The organism is Arsukibacterium sp., from assembly GCF_018402695.1.
In the GTDB taxonomy this organism is placed as follows: domain Bacteria; phylum Pseudomonadota; class Gammaproteobacteria; order Enterobacterales; family Alteromonadaceae; genus Alishewanella.
Map to the genome: position 1 here is coordinate 25,029 of NZ_JAGYIM010000007.1, position 16,327 is coordinate 41,355.

At 50.3% G+C, this 16,327-nt stretch carries 12 protein-coding genes; 6 read left to right on the forward strand and 6 right to left on the reverse strand.

The genetic code is table 11. The annotated features are described in order from the left end of the window. Window positions 1-66: 66 nt before the first annotated feature. Window positions 67-2,100 (reverse strand): S9 family peptidase, encoded by a 2,034-nt coding sequence (locus tag KG631_RS00280; RefSeq protein WP_213994674.1) that lies wholly within the window; start codon window positions 2,098-2,100, stop codon window positions 67-69. 69 nt (window positions 2,101-2,169) lie between these two features. Next, on the reverse strand, window positions 2,170-3,702 hold the full coding sequence (locus tag KG631_RS00285) for a fumarate hydratase (RefSeq protein WP_213994675.1): 1,533 nt from the start codon (window positions 3,700-3,702) through the stop codon (window positions 2,170-2,172). 97 nt (window positions 3,703-3,799) lie between these two features. On the opposite strand from KG631_RS00285, the gene pabB reads away from it, so the two are divergent. The 5 genes from pabB to KG631_RS00310 all read left to right on the forward strand — a co-directional run bounded on the left by pabB (window position 3,800) and on the right by KG631_RS00310 (window position 8,688). Next, window positions 3,800-5,188, forward strand: coding sequence for an aminodeoxychorismate synthase component I (pabB, locus tag KG631_RS00290; RefSeq protein ID WP_213994676.1), 1,389 nt, complete (start codon window positions 3,800-3,802; stop codon window positions 5,186-5,188). Continuing rightward, window positions 5,178-5,780, forward strand: coding sequence for a CoA pyrophosphatase (locus tag KG631_RS00295; protein WP_213994677.1), 603 nt, complete (start codon window positions 5,178-5,180; stop codon window positions 5,778-5,780). Before pabB ends, KG631_RS00295 begins: the two co-directional genes overlap by 11 nt. Window positions 5,781-5,805: 25 nt before the next feature. Next, a complete protein-coding gene (locus KG631_RS00300) occupies window positions 5,806-6,294 on the forward strand; it encodes a hypothetical protein (RefSeq protein ID WP_301003503.1) in 489 nt (162 codons plus the stop codon). Window positions 6,295-6,334: 40 nt separating this feature from the next. Beyond that, window positions 6,335-6,847 carry a hypothetical protein gene (locus KG631_RS00305; protein ID WP_213994678.1) on the forward strand — a complete coding sequence of 171 codons (513 nt, stop codon included), beginning with the start codon at window positions 6,335-6,337 and terminating at the stop codon, window positions 6,845-6,847. Between the two features lie 458 nt (window positions 6,848-7,305). After that, complete coding sequence (locus KG631_RS00310; RefSeq protein ID WP_301003504.1) at window positions 7,306-8,688, forward strand: L-serine ammonia-lyase; 1,383 nt, start codon at window positions 7,306-7,308, stop codon at window positions 8,686-8,688. A 24-nt stretch (window positions 8,689-8,712) separates the two neighbouring features. Here the strand turns inward: KG631_RS00310 and KG631_RS00315 are convergent, their stop codons facing one another. The 4 genes from KG631_RS00315 to KG631_RS00330 form a co-directional block, all read right to left on the reverse strand. Next, on the reverse strand, window positions 8,713-8,973 hold the full coding sequence (locus KG631_RS00315) for a DUF2007 domain-containing protein (RefSeq protein WP_213994679.1): 261 nt from the start codon (window positions 8,971-8,973) through the stop codon (window positions 8,713-8,715). Window positions 8,974-9,040: 67 nt separating this feature from the next. Further along, window positions 9,041-10,672: an L-lactate permease gene (locus KG631_RS00320; protein ID WP_213994680.1), complete on the reverse strand. Its 1,632-nt coding sequence runs from the start codon at window positions 10,670-10,672 to the stop codon at window positions 9,041-9,043. 38 nt (window positions 10,673-10,710) lie between these two features. Continuing rightward, window positions 10,711-14,232 carry an efflux RND transporter permease subunit gene (locus KG631_RS00325; protein ID WP_301003505.1) on the reverse strand — a complete coding sequence of 1,174 codons (3,522 nt, stop codon included), beginning with the start codon at window positions 14,230-14,232 and terminating at the stop codon, window positions 10,711-10,713. Between the two features lies 1 nt (window position 14,233). After that, window positions 14,234-15,478, reverse strand: a complete 1,245-nt coding sequence (locus KG631_RS00330) for an efflux RND transporter periplasmic adaptor subunit (RefSeq protein WP_213994681.1) — start codon at window positions 15,476-15,478, stop codon at window positions 14,234-14,236. 484 nt (window positions 15,479-15,962) lie between these two features. Between KG631_RS00330 and KG631_RS00335 the strand changes: the two genes are divergently transcribed. Next, window positions 15,963-16,271 (forward strand): isoamylase early set domain-containing protein, encoded by a 309-nt coding sequence (locus tag KG631_RS00335; protein WP_213994682.1) that lies wholly within the window; start codon window positions 15,963-15,965, stop codon window positions 16,269-16,271. Window positions 16,272-16,327: the final 56 nt, after the last annotated feature.

A 16,327-nucleotide genomic window follows, 5' to 3' on the forward strand; every position in this document is an offset into this window, starting at 1 on the left:
CGTGTCAGTTAGCACAAGCCGGCCTTCTCGTTGCAGTCAGGTATGCACCGTCATGCAAGCCATCTGCTATTGTTTAGTGTACTTCTCCAGCCACTCAAATACTTCGTTATACCAGCGCACCCGGTTATCTTTATTTAAAATCCAGTGGTTCTCATCGGGGAAAATCACTAAACGCGATTCAATACCTTTACGTTGCAGGTTGGTAAAGGCGCCTAACCCCTGGGCATACGGCACCCGGTAATCTTTTAAGCCATGGATTACCAGCATCGGTGTTTGCCATTTATCCGCATGGGCAGCCGGGTTAAATTTCTGATAATCAGATCCTGCATCCCAGGCCGTACCACCTAAATCATACTCCGGGAACCACAGCTCTTCAGTGCTGCCGTAAAAGCTTGGCATATCGTATAAACCGGCGTGATTAACCAGACATTTGAAGCCCGTTGGCCAGTTGCCGGCAATCCAGTTCATCATATAACCGCCGTAAGATGCCCCCAGGGCACAGGCGCGGTCACCGTCAATCCAGGGCTGGGCCTTAACAATGTATTCAAAGCCTTTCTTAAGATCCTCAAGGGGCTTACCGCCCCAATCGCGGCTGATTGCATCAGTAAACGCCTGGCCATAACCGGTAGAGCCATGAAAATCGACCATGACCACCGCATAGCCTTGGGCTGCATACATCTGGGCATTCCAGCGCTCATTAAACATATTGCCAAAACTGCCCTGCGGCCCGCCGTGCACTAAAAATGCCATCGGATATTTTTTGCCGGCATCAAAATCCCACGGTTTTACCAGATAGCCATACACCGTTGCATCATTGGCGCCTTTAAAGCTGAATTGCTCGTAATCACCAAATTGCACCTGCTCACGCCATTTCACGTTGATGTCGGTCAGCTGGCTTAACTGACTGCCGTCGGTGTTAATTTGAAATATCTCGGCCGGCATATCCAGCCGGTGATTGGTAAACACCAGTTTGTCGCTGGCGACCTGTAAGTTCCCGGCGTAGCCATTGCCATAGACTTTGCGTACATCACCAAAACTGGTGTTAATGGCAAAGATACTGTACTGCCCCAAATCCTGGCTGGTGACGTAAATGGTCCGGTTGTCGCGACCAAACTGAAAATCACTGACCGAGCGGTCAAACTCTGCCGCCAACTCTTTGCGCTGTCCGGTCACCATATCCAGTAACATTAAGCCAAAGCGGTCCGCTTCAGCGCCGGGTTTGCTCATGGCTAAGTAAGCCATAAAACGGCCGTCAGCCGAAAATTTTGGTCTGGCATCCCAGGCTTTGTTGTCTGCCGTTAAATTAACTTTTTCCCCACCATCGACCGATACCTGAAAAATATCATAGTTGGTATGCCAGGCCTGATCGTTACCCGGCGCTTTGGCACTGAACACCAGGTGCTGGTTATCCGGCGTAAAGGCAACCTGGCTGATCCCGGCGATATCAGTATCCCAGTCGCTGATTAGGTTTTTGGCATCGGTTACCATACCCTCGCCAATAGCAGCGACGTGTAACTGACTGCGATAAGGCTCGCGCCAGTGGTCCCAGTGCCGTACCATCAGGCTGTCATAAACCAGCGCACTGTCTTTACGCTCTTTTTCAGCTGCTTTCGCCTCAACAGTGCAGTTAAGGCTGTCACATTCCGGCAATACCGCAAGGACCAGTGCCAGCGTTTTACCATCGGCCGCAACCTGGAAGCCTTCTACCGGCAGCGGTAAATCGGTTAGTTGCAGCGCCTCACCGCCATTTAGCGGTAAACGCCATACCTGGCTGCTGCCGCTGCGATCAGCAAGAAAATATAAAGCAGTGCCATCATTGTCAAATGCCAGTGCCCGCTCGCTGGCAGCACTTTGGGTTAAGCGTTTAGCCGGGCTGTCCTGGCGCAGATCTTTTAAATAGATGTCAGTGCTGGTATCGGCCGGCGCAAAACCGCCGTTGCTCTGTACGTAAGCCAGATAGCGGCCGTCGTTTGACAGGCTGATGGCATTAATTTTATTAAACTGGTTCAGGTGTTCTACCGTTAACGGCCCTTTTGCCGCCAGTGGTGCTGCCAATGGCGCTGCAACTAAAGCAGTTAGCAGCATCAGTGAGTATTTCATTGTCGCTCCCCTTCAGGATATCAAAATCAAAGCAAAGCGCCGGGTTAAACCAGCGCTGTTATCGTATTATTATTTTGCTTTTAGCTTGGCGTCCAGTTCAGCGATATTCGCTTTCCAGATCGCCGGGCCCTGTTTATGCACATTATTACCGTTGGAGTCTACCGCTACCGTCACAGGCATATCTTCTACTTCAAACTCGTAAATGGCTTCCATGCCTAAATCGGCGAACGCCACGACCCGGGATTTCTTAATGGCTTTGGATACCAGATAAGCCGCCCCACCTACCGCCATTAAATACACCGCTTTGTGTTTTTTAATGCTCTCAACCGTGAGATCGCCACGCTCGGATTTACCAATCATGCCCAGCAAGCCAGTTTGCGATAACATCATTTCGGTAAATTTATCCATCCGGGTGGCGGTTGTCGGGCCGGCCGGGCCTACTACCTCGTCGCGCACGGCATCTACCGGGCCGACGTAGTAAATAAAGCGGTTTTTAAGGTCAACGCCTTCCGGTAAGCCTTCGCCTTTATTAAGCATATCGGCAATCCGTTTGTGGGCGGCATCACGGCCAGTCAGCATCTTGCCGCTTAACAGCACCGTTTCACCGGCCTGCCAGCTTTGCACGTCGGCCGGGGTAATGGTATCGAGGTTCACCCGTCGCACTTTACTGCCCAGCTCCCAGGTTACCTGCGGCCAGTCTTCCAGTTTTGGCGGCTTAATATCGGCCGGGCCACTGCCATCTAAGTGAAAATGCAAATGGCGGGTCGCCGCACAGTTGGGGATCATCACTACCGGCAAGCTGGCAGCATGGGTTGGCACGCTATTGATTTTCACATCAACTACGGTAGTTAAGCCCCCTAAACCCTGGGCGCCAATGCCCAGTTTGTTTACTTTTTCATACAGCTCTAAACGCAGTTTTTCATCGGCAGTCTCTGCACCTTTGGCGATTAATTCCTGAATATCGACCGGCTCCATCAGCGCTTCTTTCGCCAGTACTGCGGCTTTTTCGGCGGTACCACCAATACCTATACCCAGCATGCCAGGCGGACACCAACCGGCGCCCATTTTTGGTAAGGTTTCCAGCACCCAGTCAACGATAGAATCGGACGGGTTTAACATCGCCATTTTAGTTTTATTTTCAGAGCCACCGCCTTTAGCGGCAATCATCACTTCCACGTGGTGACCGGCGACTAAATCGATATGCACCACTGATGGCGTGTTGTCTTTAGTATTTTTCCGCGCGCCGGCAGGGTCGGCAACAATAGAGGCGCGCAGCGGGTTATCCGGGTTTAAATAGGCGCGACGGGTGCCTTCGTCCACCATTTGTTGCACGGTCAGGTCGGTTTTATCCCACTTCACGTCCATACCAATTTTAACGAAGCAGGTAACAATACCGGTGTCCTGGCAAATTGGCCTATGGCCTTCAGCTGACATCCGCGAGTTAATCAGAATTTGGGCAATAGCATCTTTAGCCGCCTGGTTCTGCTCTTTGTGGTAAGCCTGCTCCAGCGCCTGAATAAAATCCAGCGGATGATAGTACGAGATATACTGCAACGCATCTTCAATACTCTCGATAAAGTCTTGTTGGCGAATTACCGTCATGCTTACTTTTCCTCTAATGCCATTAATGGCTTAATCATTAACTATTGCAACCTGTACTGGTATGATACCCCGCATCGAAAACAGCGGCTAGCCTTCAATGCAGCAGTATTTAATTCCACAAACCGCGCCAGCGGATTTAGCCACATTTTTTGGCCACTTTGCCAGTCAGCCCTGGGCCATGTTGCTCGACTCAGCTGCCGCTGGTCATCCGAACAGCCGTTACCAGATCATGGTTATGCAGCCACTGGCTACGTTAACAGCAAATAACGGCGTAACCACCTTACATGATGAACATGGTAGTCATGATTACCCGCAAGACCCTTTTACCGTATTAGATTGCGCATTAAAGCGCTATTTTCCAGAGCCGGCTGACAGCGAGCTGCCTTTTAGCGGCGGCGCGCTGGGTTACTTTGGTTATGATTTAGGCCGCTACCTGGAAACAATACCCAGCGACAGCGAGCAGGATATTCAACTGCCGGATATGGCAATCGGTTTATATAGCACTGCACTGGTGCTGGATAAACAGCAACAGCAATTATGGTGTGTCGATTATAATAACAATGCCGAAATACAGTGGCAAAAACTGCAGTATCAGTTGGCGCAAGCCTTAACAGCAACACCATTTCAGCTAACCGGCGACTGGCAGGCTAATCTCAGCCAGCAGCAATACACTGAACACTTTTTGCAAATTCAACAACATTTGTTAAACGGCAACTGTTACCAGATTAACCTGGCCCAGCGTTTTAGTGCTGGCTATCAGGGTGACGAATGGCAAGCCTATCAGGCATTACGCCAGGCCAATGCCGCGCCTTTTTCAGCCTTTATCAATCTGGAGCAAGGCGCAGTATTAAGCATTTCACCCGAGCGCTTTTTGCAGTTAAAAAACCGCCAGGTGGAAACCAAACCGATTAAAGGCACCCGGCCCCGGCATAGCAACCCAGAGTTAGACCAGCAAGCTGCTGCACAGCTGCAACAGGCTGAAAAAGATCGGGCAGAGAATGTAATGATTGTTGATTTACTGCGGAATGACCTTGGCAAAGTATGCCGAGTTGGCAGTGTGGCGGTACCCCAATTATTTGCCGTTGAAAGCTTCCCGGCGGTACATCATCTCGTTAGTACCGTTACCGGCGAGTTAGCCGCGCAGTATAGCGCCTGTGATTTACTGCGTGCTGCTTTTCCCGGCGGCTCAATTACCGGCGCACCCAAGGTAGCGGCAATGCAGATTATTGAACAGCTCGAACCGCACCGCCGCTCGGTATATTGCGGCGCCATTGGTTATATTAATAATAATGGGGATATGGATACGAATATCGCCATTCGCACCCTGGTTTGCAGCGAAAGCGTAATCCATTGCTGGGCAGGTGGCGGCATTGTCGCAGACTCTGAAGCGGCCAGCGAATATCAGGAAACCTTAGATAAAGTAAACAAGATATTACCGGTACTACTTAACCTGAACAGAGCGAAGGAACTAGCAGATGCTGGCTGAGCAATTCTGCAGCCGTTTTGTATTAACACCTAATCCGGCGACGGCAGCCGGACCACTGCCTGCGGTAAAAGGCCCGGTGCCGTTAGCTAACAACGCCCGCTCAACGTCTCAACATGCCGCGGTGTTAGTGCCGATTGTCGATTACGGTCATCAGCTTAAGGTGTTATTTACCCAACGCGCCCTGCACCTGCGCCATCACCCGGGACAAATAAGCTTTCCGGGCGGGCGGATGGAACCGGGTGAAAGCAGTTTTCAGGCAGCCCTGCGTGAGGCAGAAGAAGAGATCGGTCTGGCCAGTACTGAAGTCACCCTGCTGGGCCGCTTACCGGCGCAAGACACTACCACCGGTTTTATTATTGAACCCTGGGTTGGCCTGTTGCAGCCGCAACGCGGCTTTCAGTTACAGGTATCGGAAGTGGCGGCGGTATTTGAAGTACCGCTTAGCCATTTCTTACCACAGCAAAACCGTCACCAATTATCACTAACGTTGCGGGGTAAAACCCGGGATCTGCATTTTATGCCGTATCAGGACAAGTTTATCTGGGGCGCCACCGCCGCCATTATGCATCAGCTCTGTTTGCAACTGGCATAAAGTAACGTTTTTTAGGAATTCAAATATGAAGTTTGTTGCAGTGTTAATGCTAAGCCTACTACTTTCAGGCTGCAGCAAGCGGCTTGATACCGCTGAGCTGACTCAACATTTTGTTACACACCAATCGACTTTTAAAGAGTTGGCGGACATTAGTTGTAAAGTAAAATCCATCCTTAACACTAAGTTCTATCATTATAAAATAGATACAGCCCTCAAGTATCCAGAGCATTTAGCCAAAGAATTTTTAAAAATTAATGCTTTACTGAAAAAAATAGATGCGAAAGGAATAGTAATTCATCAGGATGGAGAGCCCGAATGTTCACTCTATATACCTCAATGGTCCTTTGGGTTCGCTGGAGATGGCAGTGATATGGGCTATAGCTATCAACCAGCAGAATTAAACGAGTACAATCCAGCCATTCATCTTAAAGAAAATCGTAATTTTAGAGAGAAAATTCACTTTACCAAACCCTTAGCTGACAACTGGTATATTGAGTACCGTAATATTCCCTAAGTATTTTCGATTTTAGCTACTCACTCGACAAGGCAAGCCAATGAAGTTTACTATTTATTTCGTTCTGCTTTTAAGTTTGTTGCTCATTGGATGCAACAAAGCACAAAATGTCCCAAAGCGTGCTGATGTCGATGAGTTAAACCAGTTTTTCTACCAACATCAAGCCCAGTTTAATGAACTAGCCAGTGCTGCCTGCGCTTATATAACCACTACCAGTCTTGGCTTCAATCGCTTAAGACGAAATGCTGCGGTAACCTATCCAGAACATCTTGCTCCGTATGCGGCCAAAATGAATACTTTACTTAATCTAATCAGTGTTGATGAGATGATACTCCATCAGGCTACTGATGATGATTGTTCGCTGTTCATCAGGAAGTGGGCTGTCTGGCATTCTGACGGCGGCAGCCATCTAGGCTACAGTTACCAGCCACCAAAACTTAGCGAATACAATCCCGCTATTCATCACAAAGACAATCGTAATACCAACGAAAGACTCCATTTCACCAAGCCCTTAACTGATGGTTGGTATATTGAGTATGTTAACCTGCCGTAGCCAATATGCTGACTGAGTAGCTTTGCGGGCGGCCGGAGTGAACCGGCTAAAGCAAAGCATCAGCTCAGCTTGCAATTGGCATAATGTAATATTTAGTTTACACAAAACTGATTAGAACCATTAATACCAAATACATTACATGAGCTGAGTCGAACCGGTTTGCTCACGCCAACACGCCGTGAACCCATCCCTGGGGGCTCGTTTGCGGGCAGCATCGTGCTGCTTGCCCTTTGGGCCAGCGGGCTGTCCAAATACGTTCCCTACGTGTTTGTCCGCCCGTCCAGGGCTGCAACGGTTGGCTTAGAGCAAACCGATTCTCGTCCGAATATCCTTACCCACGGTTCCGGCGCCTTTATAAGCTGTAATAACACCCGACCAGTTACCAACCCGCTTACAGTAGTGGCCCGCTTCCGTTACAATGGCCGCAATTTCATAAAGTAAACTAATAGATACCCAATATGATTATCAGTGCTTTTGACATGTTCAGTATCGGCATAGGCCCATCCAGTTCACACACTGTTGGCCCGATGCGTGCCGCTAAAAAATTTACCGATAACTTAAGCCAGGCTGCCGTACTGGAAAAGGTTGCCACCATCAAAGTTGAACTTTATGGCTCGCTGGGTCAGACCGGCGTCGGCCATGGTACCGGCAAAGCGGTGATCCTGGGGTTATCTGGCTATTTGCCGGAAACTATCGACCCGGACACCATCGACGGTTTATTAAAACAAGTTTTCGACAGCCAGCAACTGCAACTGGCGCAAAGCCACAGCGTTAAATTCCCGCGTGAAGGCGCCATTGTCTTTCACCGGCGTAAAACCTTGAAAGAGCATTCTAATGGCATGGAGCTGATCGCCTTTGACAGCAGCAAAAACGAATTGCTGCGCGAAGTGTATTTTTCGATTGGTGGCGGTTTTATAGTGAAGGCTGAAGACTTTGCCAAAGAAAAAGAAGCCGCCAGTCAGTTTGCCGCTGATAACCCGCCACCCTATCCATTTGAATCGGGCGCTGAGCTGCTGGCATTGTGTAAAGAACATGGTTTATCAATTTCCGGTTTAATGCTGGAAAATGAAAAAGTGCTGCGTAAGCCAGCCCAGATTGAGAGTGAGCTGAATAATATCTGGCTCACCATGCGGGCCTGCATTGAACGTGGCATTAAAACTGAGGGTATTCTGCCTGGCGGTTTAAAAGTAAAACGGCGGGCACCGGCGCTATACAAACGCCTGATGTCTGAGAAAAGCAGTGACCCGCTGCAGGTAATGGATTGGGTTAACCTGTTTGCGCTGGCGGTAAACGAAGAAAACGCTGCCGGTGGCCGGGTAGTAACCGCCCCCACCAACGGTGCTGCTGGCATTATTCCGGCGGTGCTGATGTATTTTGACAAGTTTATTCAACCGGTCAGCCCGGAAATTGCCACCCGCTACCTGTTAACCGCCGCCGCTATTGGTATTTTATACAAGAAAAATGCCTCTATTTCCGGTGCTGAAGTCGGTTGTCAGGGTGAGGTAGGCGTAGCCTGCTCGATGGCCGCCGCTGCGTTGACCGAAATTCAAGGCGGCACGCCGCTACATGTAGAAAATGCCGCCGAAATTGGCATGGAGCACAATCTGGGCCTAACCTGCGATCCGGTTGGTGGCCTGGTGCAGGTGCCTTGTATTGAGCGCAATGCCATGGGCTCGATTAAAGCCATTAATGCCTCGAGGCTGGCACTGCGCGGCAGCGGCGATCAGAAGGTGTCACTGGATAAGGTCATTAAAACCATGTGGGATACCGGGCGCGACATGCAAACTAAGTATAAAGAAACGTCGCGCGGCGGCCTGGCGGTAAATATTATTGAGTGTTAATAGCTTACGATGTATCGGTAAGCGTTAGTCAGCTTCGGTTGCCAGCAGCGGGTCGTCCGGTTCGCTCTGGCTAACCGGGTTATTCTGATACTCGGCGACTATTTTTTCCGCCTGCTCACTATCGTCATCCTGCACCAGAATAGTGGCGATACCCAGCGGCGCCACATCGCCCACGGCCCCTTGCAGATAATGACCACCCACATGCGCTTCTATGCCGAAAGACTGCAGCATACCGGCAACAATATGCGCTTCTAAGATATCGTTCGCGTTAAAAATAATTTTCATATTTGCCTTATCACGCGCCTTCAGCGTTTTACTTTCCAGAACTGCTGTACCGGTTTACTCTATCGATTTACTGCAACAGCACCCATGCCACACTACTGGCAGCGATACAGTAAAATAACATTGGCCACAGGGTATAGCGAATGATATCTCCTTCCCGGCCTTGCAAGTTGACGACACTGGCTGCGGCCACCACGTTAACGACACAAATCATATTACCGGCGTTGGCCCCCAGCATTTGCAGCGCCAATACCAAAGTCAGCGGTAAGCTGGCCTCAATGGCCATGGCCTGCTGAAAGCTGCCAAACATTAAATTTGAAAAGGTAGCAGAGCCGGCAATAAACGAGCCGAGCGCCCCGACAAAAGGCGCTATCCACAACCAGCTGTCGGCCAGATAATCCGCTGCCGCAGTTGCCAGCGCTATCGGCATGGCGGGCAGGCCGGCAGTATTAACCTCGGATTGCAAAAATATCCGTACCATCGGCACCGCCCCGGCCAGGGCAATAGCAGAAGGCAGCAACATGCGGCCACTTTGCCGACACGATGCCAGCAACATTCCTGCTGAGCCTTGCAGCAAAAAACAACTAACCACGGCCACCAACACAAACAACGTACCGGGCAAATATAATGGGCTGACAGCGACGCTAAGCTCCGTGCCAAAAATAGCCGGCCATTGCCAGGCCAGTTGCTGCAGGCTTTGCTTCAACGGTAAATCCGGCACTCTGCTTACGACCAACAACGCTGCCACCAGGCCATAAGGTAGCCAGGCTTGCCACAATGGCATGGCTGGTTTGCTTAGCAGACCTGACTGAGCCGGTTGTTGAGCGATACTCTCTTCACCTGGCAAGGTATCAGGTAGCGGACTGGCAAATAACCAGGGCTTAGCAGGTAATAAAACCCGGTAGCGGGCTGCCGCACAGATCACGGCCAGGCCAAGCAACGCCCCCAGCACAGATGGAAACTCCGGCCCCAGCAATAACGCAACCAGATACGCCGGCACGGTAAAGGCTAAACCACTTAGCAATGCAAAAGGCGCAATCGCCAGGCCATCACGCCAGCTTTTTTGCTCACTGAAAAAACGGGTTAACATCACGACCATTAGCAGCGGCAACCATGAGGCCACCAGAATATCGATGCTAATAGCCGTTAACGCAACCTGCAGTACCTCATCGGCAGCAATATCCGGCACGCCCTGGGCAATACCAACCAGCACCGGTGTGCCGACCGCTCCAAAAGATACGGCACTGGAGTCGGCAATCAGCGCCAGTACCACCGCAGCAAGCGGGCTAAAACCCAAGGCAACTAATAATGGCGCGGCAATAGCCGCTGGGGTACCAAAGCCGGCGGCGCCTTCCAGAAAACTGCCAAACAGCCAGGCAATAATAATTAACTGAACCCGCTTATCGGCAGAAATAGTGCTGAATCCGGCCTTTATAGCATCAATAGCGCCGGTCTGGCGTAGCACGTTTAGTAGCAATACAGCACCAAACACTATCCATAGAATTGTCGCCGCTATCACCAGCCCTTCAACAACAGCCGCGGCCAGTTGCACTGCCGGCATTTGCCACACCAGATAGGCCAGTACTGCGCAAATAAGCAAACTCAGTGGCATGGCGCGGCGTGCCGGCATGCGCAGCAGCACTAATAAAATAAACACGCTTAACAGCGGCATCGCCGCTGTTAGCCATTGCAATCCGGTCATTGCTTCAGTCCACCGTCTCCTGAACGCAGCAGGTATTGCTAAAAACCACCTTCGCCCAACGCCGGCTGCTCTGCACCAGCTTGCTTTGCAAAACCGGTATCAGTGGTCTCACTTCGTCCTGGCTGTAAAGTTATTATTAACAGAATAATAAAGCCCAGCACGGGAATAATGAGTAACAAGGCCCACCAGCGGCTGATCTGTAAATCTACCAGTCGCCGGCAGATTGCCGCCGCTATCGGCAGGATCATCGCAATTAAATACATCAAAGCAATGGTACCGTTTGGCAGCAAGCCACTGCTGGCAACGATGGTGTCAACGATCAGGAGTAGCAGTAATAGCATGACATGCACCAGGAAAAACTGCCAGAATTCGCGGCGGCTATCGGGCTGATTAAACACGGCATAACTGCGAAGCGCCCTGCCAAAACTGGCCATAGCCTGTGGGACGGTTTTCTTGGTATCTTCCAGAATGACATACAAGGCCGGGATTAATACCAGGGTAATAACCGTCGCAAATAAAATACCAAACGCCAGTGATACTGCCATTGGCACCACTATTTTTGCCTGTAAGCTGCGCTCCAGTACAATCGGTGCCAGGCCGACAAAAGTTGTGAGTGAGGTGAGCAAAATAGCCCGGAAGCGCTGGGTACCGGCTTCAACCACCGCCTGACGGACAGCGATACCCTGCGCCCGGGCCCGGTTAACAAAGTCGACCATAATCAGGCTATCGTTAACGACCACCCCGGCCAGGGCTACCAGACCGAAAATTGACATAATGCTCATGCTCAGCCCCAGCAGCATATGGCCTACTACTGCACCAATTAAGCCAAACGGGATTACACTCATAATAATTAACGGCTGGCTGTAGGATTTCAGCGGAATAGCCATCAGCGCATAAATGGCAAACAGTGCCAGTACCGCCGCTTTCATTAAGTCAACCCGGGCATCAATTTCGTCCTGACTGGCACCATCAAGGGAACCGGTTACCCCCAGGTATTTTTGCTCCAGCTCTTTAATAACGTTGCTTTGTATTTCCCGGACCACCACACTGGGTTCAATCAGGGTTTTGTCTGCTGCAGCAGTAATGGTCACTGCCCGCTCACCATTTACCCGGTTAATGGCGCTGAAGCTGGGTTGCATGGTATAGCTGGCTACCCGGGAAAACGGCACTTCGCCGCCATTGGCGGTACGAATACGCATATTCTCTAAATCGCCAATGGAGCGGCGCTCCTCCCGCGGATAGCGCACCATCACTTTAATTTCTTCGCCGTTGCGCTGCAGCCGCTGTGCCTCAGCACCATAAAAACCATAACGCACCTGGCGGGCTAAATCAGCTAGGCTAATGCCCAGTAAATCGGCTTCTGGTTTTAACGCCAGCACAATTTCATCATTGCCACCGAGCAGGTTGTCTTCAATATCAAATACCCCGGCGTAATCTGCCAATCTGGCTTTCAGCTCTTCGGTTGCCAGTTGCAGATTTTGCAAATTGGTACCACGCAATTGCAGCGCAATATCGGCACCGCCACCGCCGGAGGTTGAGCTGTTAATTTTAAACGACTTTAAACCTGGAATTTCCGGCACCTGTTCGCGCCAGCGCCGGGCGATTTCAAAGCCGTCAATCTCGCGATTTTCGCTTTTTTCCAACTCAACCACTAACTGGCCGGCGGTGTCGCTGTTTAAAAATACCAGACGGTGTTTAATCACATCTTCATTAAACTCCCGACCCAGCTCAGTGTTGGTCCGCAGCAAGGCAGTTTCTATTTCCTGCATTGCCAGCACGGTCGCTTCGTTCGAGGCGCCCTCTTCCATTTGCACGTTAGCCTGAATAAAGTCACTGGGAATATCCGGGAAAAATACCCAGCGCACAAAACCGCCCTGCATCACGCCAATCATTAAAATCAGCATGGCGAAAAAGCCCGCCATCGTCAGATAACGTAAGCGAATACAGTGTTCGATAAAGGGTTTATAAGTATTGTGAATAAAGCGGAACAAGCCGCGGGAAACAGCCTCACGCACCCGCTTTAACAGGTTACTGCCAAAACGGCCAACCGCATAAATGCCACCTTTGTCTGGATCCCAGGGCTTGGTATCCATATTGGCAATATGGGTCGGTAAGATCAGTTTCGATTCAATAATGGAGAACACCAGACACAGCACGACCACCCAGGCAATCGATTCCCAGATAGCCGACATGCCACCGCCCACCATTAACATCGGCACGAACGCCGCAATGGTTGTTAATACCCCGAACGTCGCCGGCATCGCGACTTTCTTGGCACCGGCAATAACTGCTGCCGTCGATTTACCGCGTTTCTCTATTTCGGTGTAGGCACTTTCACCGATAATAATCGCATCATCGACCACTATTCCCAGCACCAGAATAAAGCCGAATAAACTGATCATATTAATTGACACGTCAAACATTGGCAGTGGTAGCATTGCCAGTGCGCCCAGAAAGCAGACCGGAATACCCACCATTACCCAGAATGCCACCCGGAACTCGAGAAACAATGTCAGAGCCAGCAGCACCAGTAACACACCATAAAACAAGTTATTGGACATCAAATCGAGCCGGCCTTGCAGGTAGTAGCTGGAATCCCCCCAGTAATCTAACTGGACACTGGGCGGCAGGCTGGCTTTTTTATCTTTTACATATTGCTTAACGGTATCGGCAATTTGCAGCGTATCGTCTTCGCCAACCGCGTCAATCCGGATGGACACACTGTTTTTACCGTCAAAGGTTGCAAGGCGGCTGCGTTCAATAAAGCCATCATTTACGTTAGCAATTTCACCCAGGGTCAGCCGGCTGCCATCAGCAAACTTTAACAATACAATATTGTCAAAATCAGCCTGGTTATAGGCCTGACCTTTGGTCCGCAGCAAAATATTACCGCTTTCAGAGCGAATGGCTCCGCCTGGCAAATCGACTGAGCTGGCCCTGATAGCCGCTACCACCTGATCCAGGGTTAAACCATATTCTTTTAATGTCAGCTCGGATACTTCAATGGCGACTTCATAATCCCGGGCCGCTATCACGTCAACCTTACTGACCCCGGGCCGTTTTTTAATCTCATCACGAATATCTTTGGCCAGTTCCTTTAAGGTGCGCTCGGGAGCATCGCCATATAACGATAACCACATTACATTGCTTTGAAACCTGACCCGGTACACCACCGGCCGCTCCGTTTGCTCGGGCAACGATGAAATAGACCCCACCTGAGTTTTTATTTCATCCATGACCTCCTGTACGTCATAGTTTGACGCGACTTCGACCCGCACAGTCGCCAGCCCCTCAACGGCAGTGGAGCGAATACGCTTAATGCCATTAACCCCACGCAGGCTTTGTTCAATTTTATCAATTACCCCGGTTTCCACTTCCTGTGGCGCGGCACCAAGATATGGCACCCGGATATTCACCACTTCCAGTTCTATTTCCGGAAAAGCCTGCTTTTTGATGGTCAACACCGACGCAATGCCCGCCACCAGAATAATAGCCATCAGCAAATTTGCCGCAACGCTATTGCGGGTAAACCAGGCAATAATACCTGTGTTGGTATCCATATTATTGCCCCTTCACGCTGTCTGGCTTGGCTGCTTCAGCTGTTTTAGCAGCTGCATCTGCCAGCTGGGTTGGCGCTGCGCTATCATCTTCAGCATTGTCTGCCCCCGCTACCCGCACTACCGTGCCCGCCAGTGGATTAGAAATAGCAGATAAAGCCAGTTGATCCGTCGGCTCCAGACCGGCCTTTATATAGGCAAACTCATTGGTCGCCCGATCAACAGTGACCTGGCGAAATTGCAGGGTATTGTCATTATCAACAACCAGAATTTGATTACCCGGTAATAACAAATGCCGGGCCACTTTTACCACCTGCTCGGCCTGGCTACCGCGAATAGTCGCGCCAACAAAACGGCCAAAGTTGAGTACTGGCTTGCTCTGACTGTTACGCTGGTAAGGGTCGGTGACTTCCGCCACCACATAAATTACCCGGCTCCGCTCATCCAGCATGCCTTCGGTTCTGACCAGCTTTGCCGGCCATTCCAGTTGCTGGCCAGCCACGTTACTGCTTAGCGTCACTTTATTACTGTCTGCATCAACCGCGCCGGGCATCGCCAAGAATGCCATATCGGTATCGGTCAGAGGTAAACGAATTTCAGCCACTTCGGTGCCAACAATAGAACCGAGTACCGTGCCCCGGCTGATAAACTGACCAAGATTGGCCTGCCGGTTGCGTACCATGCCATCATAAGGCGCCCGAATTTCAGTGCGGGCCAGGTCGCGCCGGGCGCGCTCCAGTTCCGCCTCTGCGGACTGAACACTGGCCAGTGCACTGGCTAACTGAGGTTGGCGCAAGCCCAGCGCAGGGGCGGTACCATCGGTGAACGAGCGCCATTCTTCCTCGGCTACTCTTACCCGGGCTTTTTCTTCTGCCAGCATCGCTTGCGCATTCGCCAGGGCGGCCTGCGCGGCTTTAACGTTGGTTAGATAATCGCTTTGCTCCACCGTTACCAGCAAATCGTCCTTATTAAAAAAGCCGCCGGCAACAAATTGCTCAGCCACAGCGACAACCCGGCCATTAACTTCAGAAATTAGACTGGTTTCCAGCTTGGGCGTTACCATGCCCTGCGACTTAATTTGGTAGACAATATTATCTGGCTGGATGGGGGCGGCATTGACCAGAATGGCCGGCCTGCTTTCATCGTTTTTTTCCGGCGGCTGACGTAATTTCGCCAAGCCCACTGCAGCTGCAACGGCTATTACGACAACAATTACCGGAAGTATTACTTTTACAAAGAAAGACGACATGACTTACCTACCTGTCAATTTTAACTTGTTGCATCATAATCGTTACTGCAGCAATTGTATTGCCGCGACTGTTAATCTTTGTATCCTGAAATAGCAAATTAACACTGGCACAATTTCTGAACTGAACTGAGGTAAAGTCATCAGGTTAAGCTTCAGGCCAGCAATAACAGGGCTTAACCTCAGGCGATGGGTAGCCGGCCATTTTAAATCAGGCTGCTTGTAACAACTGCATTATTCAGCCAGCATAATATTTTGTTACAAACGCAGGACAGCCAGATAATTAAAACGGCTGTTTGATTACCAGTTATAACCCTACAACTTAAAGTTATTTGCCGATTAAACCCTACTGATTTATGGTAGCAGTAGTGATCAGATTGGTCATTTTTCAGTCATAAATTGCGGCTAGTATTATTGGTTGTACTCACTATCGCACCAGCACCATGCTAAAAATGGCTAACAACCTAGCCAGATTGAGGGAATAAACATGAGCATTACCAAACAATACTTAAAGACAAAGCCAGTTTGCAAAGTCACCTTTAAACTTAGCGCAGAACAATTGGCAGACGCCGAGTCGGTGGCCCTGTTAGGCGAATTTAACAATTGGGATCCCAGCGCCTTACCGATGAAAAAAAGTAAGAAAGGTGATTTCAGTGCCAGCCTAACGCTGGACAATGATCGGGAATATCAGTTCCGCTATCTGGTAAATGGCGGAACCTGGTTAAATGACGACGCAGCAGATGCCTATCTGCCATCGCCGCTATCGTATGACCATAATTCCGTTATCCGTTTATAACGGTTAACCCATTGCCAAAAAACAGGCAGTTGTCCTTAGCATTGCTGCCTGTTCGT